Genomic DNA, 12,505 nt, shown 5'->3' with positions numbered 1-12,505 from the left:
ATTAAAGCTCCTGTTTTTTTCAACTTTATTTATCTGTCAATTTCATCAGATGATAAACCAGTCGTTCGCAAGATAATATCAATAGCAACACCTGCCTTAACTAGATCCTTTGCAACCTTGATTTTCTCTGCTTTTTTAACTTTTTCTTTGTCAATTTCCATACTTTCAGATAAAGATTTTACTAACCCATCTAATATAGCTACTGATTTTTGATCCTCAGTTTTTCTATACTTACTTAGAAAACCCAATAGTCTATTTTCTTCCTTACCATCCTCATTTTTTCTTGTTTTAGGCAGCAGAGCTTTAATGTTAACTGATAACACCTCTGCTATTTCATACAATTTGTCAAATGGAACAGCAGTGTATCCTCTTTCGTATTCGTGTATTTCCTTAGCTGTTAAACCAACTTTATCCGCCAAATCTTTTTGAGTATTTCTCCTTATCAACCTCCATTCTTTTATTCTCTGCCCTATTTTGTAGTATATAGAATCAGTGCAAATTTCTTCTTCTGCATTATCATATTCATAGATAGATAAGCCGGTTGTTTGGGAGATAATCTCAACAGACACTCCTTCTTTAACTAGGTTCTTTGCAATTTCTATTCTTGCTCCCTCTTGATTAATTTTTTCACTAAGGTAGACAGACCTAATCAATGGACGTATTACCTTGCGCAGCTCTTGATGATCCTCATATATTCCTGTTAGATAGAGTATTTCTTCATCCTCATCTTCGCAATAACTATCTTTCCTTACTACTACTGGTTCAGGTAATAGATCTATAACATTAACTAATAATGCCTCTGCTATTTTATATGATACTTCAATTGGAATAAGAATATATCCTAGTTCATAGTTGTTTATTTCTTGGTATGTTAACTCGGTCTTACTTGCTAGCTCTGCTTGTGTATATCCTTGCATTAACCTACAATTTTCTATTTTTTGCCCTATCTCGTAGCTTATAGAGCCAACTAGATTAACGTAGTCGCTAACTTTTCTTACAGGAACAAACATAAACTTAATGTACAAAACTTTCAAATCATGCTAGCAGATATACCAAGTGTTTGCAAAATAATATCAATCGAAATTCCTTCTTTTACTAGATCCTTGGCAACTTTTATTCTCTCTGCTTTTCTAATTTTTTTCTCATAAATTAGTATGCCTTCAAACAACGTTTTTATTAGCGCATGGCGTAATTCTTGACTCTCAATTTTCTTGTATTCTTCAATTATACTCGGCAGTTCATTTTCTACTTTGTCGTCTTCTGTTAATTCAGGTAGTAGATCTATAACGCTAATTGATAATGCTTCTGCTATCTCATATAATTTGTCAAGCGGAACAGCAGTTTCTCCTTGCTCGTATTTGCTTATTTTGTGACGTGTCACACCGATTTTCTTCGCTAAATCTTCCTGAGGTACTAGCCTCCATTCTTTTATCTTTTTTCCTATTTTGTAGTGTATAGAACAATTGGTACATTCATTAGCGAATAAGCCAATTGTTTTTGAGACAACATCAACAGAAATTCCTGCTTTAACCAGACCCTTTGCAATTTTTATTCTCTCCGTTTTTTTGCTACTTTCTTCACTAACTCGGGCAAATTTTGCTAATAAGTAAAATACCTTGCGTAATTCTTGATCATTAATCTTTTTATATTTTCTTACTAGATTTAGTATTTCTTCATCTTTGAGACAAATTTTTTCATTTGATAAAGGAATAAGATCTGTAACACTAACTGATAACACTTCTGCTATGGCGTATAGCTTTTCAATTGAAATTCTACGAGTTCCTTTTTCATATTGTAGTACTACTTGACGTGTTGTACCGATTTTCTTCGCTAAATCCTTTTGAGTATATCTCTTCGCTAGCCTACAACTTCTTACTTTCTGTCCTACTTTGCGGTCTAAAGAATCAGTATGGCTATCGTTGCTAGCGGTCATTCTTTTGCGTAACCTGCTATAAAATCTCCTTTAGCTGCTTGAGACAGAAATTTTGCTAGCATACCCAATAGAACTACCAAAAACTAAAATGCCCACGCTATTAAGTCATACAGAGCTTCTATGTATATTATAACTTAATATACATTTTACTATCAAAAATATTGATATTATTTTTCGAATATTTTATAATACGATAATCGTAATTGAGCGCTCGTACTTTTATGGAGATTAGCCTCTTGCACCAAAAAGCGTTAAAAAGGGTATCTTCTACAGCTCCAAATTCATGACATCCATCTCCTGGGCTTATAAGGCGCTTTACAGAAGAGGTTGTAAAAGATGTACAAATGGACGTCTAAAGCAGAAGATGCTATTCTTAGGCCATCTGTGACAGTCGTTTTTTTCTCTAACATACCCAAAGTTTAAAAAAATAAGATTTAAACACAAAAGAGTTGAATATTTCTTCAGAATTGTGTATAATTGTTAATGCTTTTTAGGTTGATTTCTCATGGCTCTTTCTAAATTTTTAGATCCTAAGCTAGATTTGACATTCAAAAAAATATTCGGCACTGAAAAAAATAAGAATATCCTTATCCACTTTTTAAATGACATCTTAGGCTTTGCTGGTGCTAACGCAATACAAGAAGTTGAGTTCCTTAGCACCATCATGAATCCTGAAATTGCTTCTGATAAACAAAGTATAGTTGATGTTCTCTGCAAAGATTCTCATGGAAATAGATACATCGCGGAGATGCAGCTCGCTAAGGACAAGAGCTTTGAAAAACGTGCACAACTTTATGCTGCCAAAGCTTACTCAAGACAATCTGGCAATTACGTTGATTTTAAGAAAGTATTCTTTATTGCTATTTCCAATAGTACGCTATTTCCTACAGAGGTTGAGTATATTTCTACTCATAATATACGAGAGATAAAAACCAACGGCCATTATCTAAAAGATTTTCAATTCGTTTTCATTGAGTTGCCTAAATTTACAAAAAACAGAGTAGAACAACTAGAGAGCACAGTAGAAAGGTGGTGTTTTTTTTTCCGTTATGCAGAAGATACTACAGATGAAGATTTAAGAAAAATAGCAGAAAAATCACCAATAATAAAGCTTGCATATGATGAGTTAGATAAATTTCATTGGAATGAGAAGGATCTGGTAGCTTATGAAGAAAGGGTCATGGATTTACAGAAAGAAGCTGCTATCTTGGAACAACGTCTTGATGATGCCAGAGACGAAGGTAAACAAGAAGGCATCCAAATCGGACATGAAAAAGGCAGAGAAGAAGAAAAGATCGAAGTGGCTAAAAACTCACTTAAGGCCGGTGTCTCTATCGATGTTATCGCTGAAATCACTGGCCTTTCGATAGATGAGATTAAGCAACTCGACCTGCACAAGTAACTCCTTTCTTACCACTTAAAGGCTCTATAGCAATGCTATTAAGTGAAGATAGAGGCATTTTATCGCTTGTACCAATCGTATTTTGCATTTGATTACTGCTGTTTCTGTTATTAACTATCTGCTGTCCATCCAACATCTTTTCAATATTGCTTTTCAAAATACTCAAAAACTTCTCATTTTTCGGATAAGCTTCTTCTATAGCTGAATACAAGATAGTTGGTATTTTAGATAATTCACCACTTATCATTTTACCCTCTACAGCCTGATATGTTTTAAAATAGTTAAAACTTGATTCATTTACCGAAACACCAGATCTTTTAGCTGTGTCTTTTAGTACTCTCTCAAACTCTGTCGTAATATTTAATGCATAACCTCTTGCTTCCAATAAAGGCATAGGCTGATCTGCTGTAGAGACGTACTTTTGACCTGTAATTTTCCTTATGAACACATCTAGCAATAGTAGTGTACCATTTGTATCAATGCTTTGAGTTGTCATAGCTTTAGAAGGTTGCATATCTATAGCTGGCTTGAAGGGAGAAGAGATAAATCGAGAAACACCTTTAACAGCATCTACTATAGTGTTAGCAAAAACATTTATCCATGAAGATGATCTTGCAGCACTACTTGTAACTTCTTTAATAGGTAAGCGATGGTTACGATGTCCCCTATGATTATGCTCATGTCTTATATGATGACGCCTATGTCTTCGTGTGCTCTCTTCTACAAGCTTTGCCTTCTCTTTTTTAAATTCTTCTACGATATCTTTTCGATTACAATTGGAAACGATACACTTTGCGTTATACAAAACTGTATCGTTAAAAGCAAACGCCATTTTCCTTGCTGGAGGATAATTATTCCAGTTTTCTACTTTTACAATAGCATTGTTTCTATGTAACAGCACTAAACTATTTTTAACAATTTTTACTTCAAAATCTAATATAGACTTATCTTTGAAGTCAATTAAACCAATATCATTCTTGTTATTAGGTTGATTGTGATAAATCTGTAATCCTTCTTCATCTGGCCGATAATATTTAAAAGAACTAGGATTGTCAGCTCTTTCTCCAAATTCTCCTGGTTTTATAATTCTATTACTTAACTTTATTGACAAATCTAGGTTGTCAGCAAATTTTCCCACTCTCATTATATCTGAAATATCATTATTCCTACTCGAAACATCACTATCAGGTTTATAATAATCTAATATTGATAATGCCTCTTTATCTGATACCAATTGCAAATCATTACCCAACTTCAAAAAGAATACTTCATCTGTATCAAATATTAAACAGTTATAATTCAACAAGTCAGTACCATTAACCCTAAACTTTCCACCTATTTTTAAGCTATGAGAACAATAATCACGTTCTAGTTTTCCACCTTGAAGTTTATAGTACTCTTTTTGATCAAATGTAACCGTAATATTTTTATAATTCATTGGTAACACCGCACTTACATTACCCTTGACAACGAATACTGCATCTTCTTCAACTTTTACTTCGTATTCTTCTTCACTTTTCACCATACTAAAATCTAGCAATCCATTTCCTTTGTTAATTATCACAGTAACGTTTTTATCATCAAAGAGATAAAGATTAGGTAGATTTTCAGCTCCTTCCCAGTAAAAAAAATGAGACTGCTTGTTAGCGTAAAAGACATGATGACCGTAATCACCTATAACAACATCAAGCTTCTTGCTAAACATTTGCCTTGTAGTTTTAAAGTTTGGATTACTTGGAAACTTACCTTTTAAAGCCGACATAATAATAAAAGGAATACTATCCACAAAGACAGAACTAGAAGTATCTTTATGCAAATGTGTACCGTTAAACAATTTATGCATAAAATGAAAACCTACATTTTTAGAACCTTCTCTAAAAGCAAGTTCCTCAACAGCGTAAAGTATTGACTCTTGAACACAATCATCATGTGCTTCCAACACTTCTGTTCCATTATAATTTACTATATGAAGATTTGTAACCATTTTAGTTCTGCTATCTGTTTTAGTCGCAGTAACAAAAAAATCATCTCTTGTTTTCATTAATATTTCTTTTCCATGTATTGTTAATTCACCATCCTCGCTATAAATAGTTTTTTTATCACCTTCATGAATCATTTTACTAATATCATGCAAAGCCATTGGCAATAATACCACTCCTCCGCCGTAAATATTGTCACCAAAATTACCACCTACTATGGTAGAGTTTTTTGCTGTTATTGTATCATTTCCACCTTTACCATCTACGTACCCTGCGTGAGAAACTTCAATAAAATTAGTTGTATTACTTCCAATGATAGCATGTATATTTTTATTGCCTGAATCCGTAAAGTTGCCTTGTACTACAACTATATTCTTTTGCCCTTCTTCTCCTAGATTGCAAGAAAAGTTATCTCCCTTTATGTAGAAGAAATTATCACCAGGTTTATGAACTTTACAGTTCTTTAATGATTGTGAAAAATAATACATATTTCCTGTACTGAAGAAGTTACTACCAGATTTATGAACTTCCCCAATTTCTGGAGTGAAGACATTACCACTAAGTATATGATCTTCTCGTTTCCTTAGTGGCTGTGAAAAATTGCACCTATTTTCTGTACTATAGATTACATCTCCCTTTCGCTTAGTGGAAATTACAGATATATCATCCCCATCAAAAATAACAGTTATATTACTATTTTCACTTTGTATCAGGGCACTTCGAGATTTCATGTAATACACAATTCTATGCTTATCGGAACCTTCGTCATTGTACACAACTGTATTATTACAACTCAGTGGATATTGATGTAAAGACAACTTCTCTAACGTTCTGTTTAGTAACACATTACTATGGCTATATAAATTATCACATCCTGAACCAATTCCATTGACAACACAGTCAGTGCAAGCATGATCATCGATTTGTACTTTAACATTACTATCCTGAGGCCCACAAACAACATTATAACTTTCAATGCTTTCAGGAATCACTCTAGAATTAGTATAGCTATGAAATGGATACGCAACATTTGCACTGAATCCGAAATCATACTTAATATCAGGTATTGTTGTGTTAATAAGACAATGACCCACTCCTTCTCCAGTGCCACGCTTTTCCCTTGTAAGTGATATATAAGGCAATGTCATAGCTATTGTATTAAAGTCATCTTTGAATTTATCTATGATTTCTGACATATAATTCTCGTATATTTCTTTTGCCTCCATATTGCGTTCTATATATTCATGCGCCTTCATTCCTAAGACAAAACGCCAATAAAGTTGAGTTCTTTCCTCGTCTATAAGCTTGATTGACTCTTCTACTTTTTCTACTTTCAATTCTGCTGCAAGAAAATGTGACACAATAACAGCAATAAACGAAACAACAGTGCCGGCTGGTCCTACAAGCTCTCCCACTACTCCAACCGATACTCCCATAGAAGACATTACCTCTGTTGCGACAGCAGGCACTTCTGCTTCTATAACGATGGAATTAGTTGCTATGTTTAGTTTAGCAAATTTTCTATCTATAGGATCTTTTGCATCTCGCAGACCTTTCATTGACTTTATTAATCCCGAAAATGCTAGAAAATTTCCTATAGCACTTCCTGCAATTGGAGAAAATCCTTTCAACATTTGAGAATCATATTTTACTCCTAACTCAAGCAATTTCCCAGATACTGCTTGACCAGCTTTTGGCAATATCACAAAATTTAATGCATCATAACCAAGCCCTTCTATATCTCCATTTACCACATGCTGAGCAACAAAATATACTGCAAGTGCATGACCTGCACTCTCTGCTACTTTTCCTACCTTTTCTGTCACCCCAGGTCTTGTCAAAATAGTTCTGATTTCTTCTTTATTTACTTCCTCCTCACTTATTCTTTCTTTAACCTCTTTTACAATCTCTTTAATCTCTGGATCTATTGAATTTAGGTCTATATCTTTAATCTTCTCCATCAATGCTTTTCGGGTATCTTCATTGATGGTTACTCCTTTGGAAATCTCATCAGAAACCTTAAAAAGCTGATTATAAAGTTCTATGTTCTCTATTCTTTTCTTAATCTCATCAGTATCAAATAGTTCTTTAATCAGTTCTTCTTTCCTTTTTTTCTCTCCAGGAGTTTCCTCATCATATGAGTCTACACATGATTTTCTTACACTCCTTTTCTTCCTTTCTTCAGAACATCTTGCTTTTTTGTTAGGAGGCCCATTGTCTTCCTGTGATGAGTGAATAACAGCTATCTCTTCTTCCTCTGTTTCAGTTAAGAGATCTTTGCTACTTTTTGCATCAGAATTAAAGACTATAACGTATTCTACAACTTGGTTTAGATCAGTCAAAATCTTAAGATTAAATTCATAATTCTTAATTTGAGTTGCACCTTCAGCGCCTTTTGTCTCAGCATCTCGTTGGGATTTAGCATACTTGAGTTCTATCAGACCGATCCTTTCTTCGAGGTACTGACCATCACCATCATTCTTTAAAATCGAGAATACTAAGTCTGCTTTTCCGTTACCAGGATGGTTAGACTCTGTAAATACTCTTACAATTTTACCTTCCGCTTTTGCTTTTTCATCAAATGCTTGTGCTGCCAATAAACCTTGTATTACTGCTTGAAAATCACTTTCTGCTATAATTAACCTTCTCAAGGGAAATAAAGCATCTGCCAGATTTTGTTTTTGAAATTTACTTTCACCGTCTGGTATATTTACATGCTTAATCTCTTTGAACTCACCTTTATATTCATCTTGAAAGGTTTTTGGAGGACCTATTTCTATGCCTTGGTAATAAGATTTCCCTGTATCATCTTCTACTTTAAATCCATCTTTTGCTTCTGGATTTACTGTAATGTCAACTTGTATGCACTGATTATATTCAACACCTTCGGGCAGTGGGATGCCCTTGTCTATCTTGAAATTTTTGTCTTCTATTACATTTAAAATAACATACTTAATATCTTGCGCTTTTAGCACAAATGTACTCATTATCTGATTCATCTGAATTGGTTTGGTATAAGTCTCACTATTCCAAACTTCATTACCATCGTATACAACCACATGCTTCTCTAAACTACTATCGGCAAGCAATTCGCCTAGAATTAATCTACTTAAATAATTAGTATTTACACCACCACCGTTTGATTGAACAATTGAGAAATATAAATCACTGAGCTTTCTTTCTATTTCTCCTTTAGGTATAGAACTTTTTTGAAATAATTCCTTAAAACTCTTGGGTTCAATGAATTCTTGTGCATCCTCTACTAATACTCCACCACCACCTGGGTCAAGACTATAATTAAAACCTGCTCTTACTCGTCCTTTAGCTGCTCCGCTTTGACCTATTTCTGTCTTCACAATAGCTCTGACAGGTGATTGAGATCGATCATATTTTTTTCTCTTTATTTGTCCCACTCCATGTTCAGCTGTTTCCCTTTCTCCACGTTTTCCTTCAAAAGTACACAGAGGAGAATCCCACCTTTTATTTTTACCTCCATCATACCGTGAAATAACCATTAAATCCGCATATCCTTTTCCTGCTATGGGTTCAGCACGAATATCTAGTGCATATTTATATTTAAAATTCATTGCCATCACGCCGTACGTAAATCCATGATACGCTGCCTCTGAATCAGCTAATTTCATCCTTTTATCAATCTCTCGCTGTTTTAACTGTGGCAGTACTTTTTCTGATCTATATATCTGTGCCAAGTTTTTCAAAAACTCTTCTACACCTTTTCTTGCACTCTCGATATTAGAAAAATTTTTCAATGCATTATCAAAATTACTTACTGCTACATTTTTTTTCACCTTTTTGAATTTTGCTTTGTCTTCGCTGATCCTGGGCAATGGACTACCAGCTATTTCCCCAAGTGTTGCACTTAAGCTTTTTCCTCCTCTTCCTTCTACTACCTTCAATTCTTCTATATTTAGCTCTCCATCTTTAATATGGACTATTTCTCCTTCGGTTTCGCAATTATTCAATTTATCAGAAGTTAAACCTAAACTTCCTAATGCTTCTTTAAATTCATCTATAGCCAGGTGCTGCCTATCTCCAATTTCGTCAACAACAGTAATAGTCTTAAATACTAATTTTATCTTCCCATCCTTTTCAATTTTAAAAGCTAGCTTTATTGTCTTATCACTGGTTATTTTTACGCACGAATTCCTAATACCAATCTTACCATTTAACTCAGTATACGGAAGTGTTAAAACCGACCCAAGAAAGAAATAAGGAAAAAACTCTGGTCTAAGGGGTGAATGGATTTTTGGTACCGTCCTCACTAATCTTGAAGATTTCACTTTAAAGCCTTCTCCACTTGTTCCTACACCACCGGTTAAAAATAACTCTATCAGTTCCTTTGGTTCATTTGCCATATTCTGCTCCTCTATCTTCAAGCTTTAAATTGCAAAGCCTTTTGTTGGGGGAAAAAGTTTCAGATTTTCTCTTTACTCCTTTTTGCTCTTTATCTAAGTCTTTCAAACGTTGCTCTATCATCAAATCAAAATTTTCAAACACAGCTTTGCGTTTCTCAGTTACTTCTCCATAATACTGACGCTTGAATTCATCTTTAAACTCAAGAACTGTTTCTTTATCTGTTAAGTACCACCTTAAAAGTAGTTCGATTGCTTCTTGTTTACTCCCGTAATCAACAAATTCTTCATCACCTTCTTCACTATACATCAGTTCACTGAACATCTCACTAGCTGCATCATAGTTAAAAAGAGTCTCTTTTTTCAGTTTTTTTATTTCTTCAGCAGATAACCCAAGCCAAGCAAAAAATGTTTCAGCTTCTTTCCATTGATTGGATTTAATCAAGTTGAAATGAATTTCTTTACCAGACTCTTTGAGTAATACATTTTTCTTAAAATCACTTATTTCCTCTTCGGACGAAAAACACCAAGTCAAAAACTTTTCAACTTCTTCCCACTTACCTCCATTGAATTTAGTTGTGCGACCAACCGTATAATAACCTTGCTCATCGTAAATATCTTCTTCTGAGTAATCTGATATTAATCTTTCGCAAACTGAACTTCCCCTTCTATAGGCCACATTTTTCTTTAATTCTCTAACCTCTCCTTCAGAAGAAAGGCAAAAATTGATAAATTCACTCACAAGTTCTAGTTGATCTGCTGTTACTAAGTCTACGCATTTACAAACTCCTTCATAACTAAAAACTAACTCTTTTCTAAATGCTTTTACTTCTTCTTCAGAAGAAAAACACCACCTAATAAACTGATCAACAGCTTTTACTTTTTTATCAGGTGAAATTAGATCTACACATGCATCCCTTCCATCTTCAGAGTAAATCATTTCTTTCTTGAGTTTATTTATTTCCTCTTCAGGTAGAGAACTCCACTTTATAAATAACTCAGCTGCATTCCATTTATCATTTTTTACAAAATCAATGCAAATATGCAGAGCTTCTTTTGTAAAGATCAACTCTCTCTTAAATTTATCTGCCTCCTCCTTGTATGAAAAACAGCTTAATACAAACCTATTCAGTGTTTCCCATTTCTCTTCTTTTATTAATCCAATACAGAAGTTTCTCCACTCTTTAGAAGAGATAATATTTTCTTTCTCTTTACCGGTTGCACTAGCTAAAATTATCCCAATGTTTTGTCCATCTTCATAAGTGAAATTTTTAAAGGTAAGTAACTTAATCAATAACCCTACACCAGTTTTAGTTTCAAATGGTTCATTAGTTCTGTAAGTTACTTCCTGATTACTAAAAACATACCTCTTGTAACGTTCGGGACTTTGGCACCAAAATTTCCTTAAAAGCCCTCTATAATCGTAGCTTTTCCCTTCACCATACTTTAAATGTTCCTCTTTAGACTCAATCTTGTCACAAATCCTTAGTAACAGAACAGCATAATCCCTTTCTGGCAGAAATTCCCACATCAATTTTGCTTTCTCCATAAAGTAATCCTGATACGGCCAATTTAAAAAATATTCTAGTACTCTGGAACGCTTTTGGTCTCCAAAGGATTCTCTTTTATACTTAGCACCTTTAATATCTTGCTTCAAAAACTCTATCTGTTGATCCTCTCCCATCTTTGATAAAAGAAAAGACAAGATGTCCACATAGTAATCACTTGGCACCCATGATTCCTCACTATCTTTATATCTCTGATTTCGAAAAACAACCCGATCTTTTTCGGTATATGGCCCTGCTCTAACTCTACATTTAACTGCTTCCACTGCAGCATCTACTATAGCATCCTTTTTTCTCCTTAAATTTGTTCTCTCTAAGCAATATTCAACCGCTGCTTTACTTCCACTCTCTACGGCTTTTTCAAGTCTATATTGATCTAGGTTTTTTTCCCCCTTTAGTTTATCTATCTCACCCATTAGATGATAAGACCAAAATTTTACTAACTCTGATTGGCTGATCCTTTGAGGTCTCTCAGTATCATAAAACTCCTCCTTCGTCATTTGCCTGTATAAAGCAGGAATATGATCTGTAAGACAATAAAGGCAAGCTAACTTATATTTCTGCTTAATATTTAAGCTCTCGTCCTTCATTAACTCTTCTGCTGCCTTTTTATTATCGATTATCCCTTGTTGTGTAAAAAAAGAACTATTTAAAAAATTAACACTGTATTCACGTAAAAACCCAAGAGTACCTTCATGATATTCTGCCCAAGTTAGCATTCTCATCCCAACTGATGGGACAATGCCCATTACTTTTTCCTGCAACTTTTTCGGTAAGTCTAGTTTTCTTAGTATTATCGTTGCTTTTTTCTCTATTATTTCATTCCACTGTTTTTTGCTACCATACTGATAATTCCCTTTATTTATGTCATAATCCGACCCAGGTGCACAAAGTATTTCCCTCTTTAGCTCCGGATTATTACATATTTCAACAGCAATTTTTACTACTGCAATATCTTCAACTGATAACATACCACACTCCCTAAAACATTCAATGCCTCGAATTTACCACGACTTTTTATTTAAGAAAAGGATTAAGGCAAAAAATCTTCATTTCTTCTCAAATAAACCACTACTAATTTAGCAATATATATTATTAAAAACTTAAACATCGAAACCATTTCCAGTGCCCAAAACCAGCAAGCCTGAGAAGTGTTTTTCTTGGAATGGGTTGGTCTACCGCTAGATCCATATAAACTTTTCTTTAAATTAATTTTACTATATCGTAAAATCAGCTATATTAGCCTACTTCAG

5 protein-coding genes are annotated in these 12,505 nt (G+C 34.0%); 1 reads left to right on the top strand and 4 read right to left on the bottom strand.

The features are described from left to right. Positions 1-29 precede the first annotated feature (29 nt). Both wmk (NBW37_RS04410) and wmk (NBW37_RS04405) read right to left on the bottom strand, forming a co-directional pair. On the bottom strand, positions 30-1,010 hold the full coding sequence (wmk, locus tag NBW37_RS04410) for a WO male-killing family protein Wmk (protein ID WP_250295894.1): 981 nt from the start codon (positions 1,008-1,010) through the stop codon (positions 30-32). A gap of 20 nt (positions 1,011-1,030) precedes the next feature. Beyond that, positions 1,031-1,933 carry a WO male-killing family protein Wmk gene (gene wmk, locus NBW37_RS04405; RefSeq protein ID WP_250295893.1) on the bottom strand — a complete coding sequence of 301 codons (903 nt, stop codon included), beginning with the start codon at positions 1,931-1,933 and terminating at the stop codon, positions 1,031-1,033. Between the two features lie 505 nt (positions 1,934-2,438). On the opposite strand from wmk (NBW37_RS04405), the gene NBW37_RS04400 reads away from it, so the two are divergent. Beyond that, complete coding sequence (locus NBW37_RS04400; RefSeq protein ID WP_250295892.1) at positions 2,439-3,335, top strand: Rpn family recombination-promoting nuclease/putative transposase; 897 nt, start codon at positions 2,439-2,441, stop codon at positions 3,333-3,335. Here the strand turns inward: NBW37_RS04400 and NBW37_RS04395 are convergent. Beyond that, positions 3,310-9,690 (bottom strand): PD-(D/E)XK nuclease domain-containing protein, encoded by a 6,381-nt coding sequence (locus NBW37_RS04395; RefSeq protein WP_250295891.1) that lies wholly within the window; start codon positions 9,688-9,690, stop codon positions 3,310-3,312. The two genes, NBW37_RS04400 and NBW37_RS04395, sit on opposite strands and share 26 nt — an antisense overlap. Continuing rightward, entirely contained in the window at positions 9,680-12,223 is a 2,544-nt protein-coding gene (locus NBW37_RS04390) for a hypothetical protein (RefSeq protein ID WP_250295890.1), read from the bottom strand. Before NBW37_RS04390 ends, NBW37_RS04395 begins: the two co-directional genes overlap by 11 nt. Positions 12,224-12,505 lie beyond the last annotated feature (282 nt).

It is taken from the genome of Wolbachia endosymbiont of Oedothorax gibbosus, from assembly GCF_936270145.1.
GTDB lineage: Bacteria > Pseudomonadota > Alphaproteobacteria > Rickettsiales > Anaplasmataceae > Wolbachia.
This window is presented reverse-complemented; position numbering and strand designations above follow the sequence as displayed.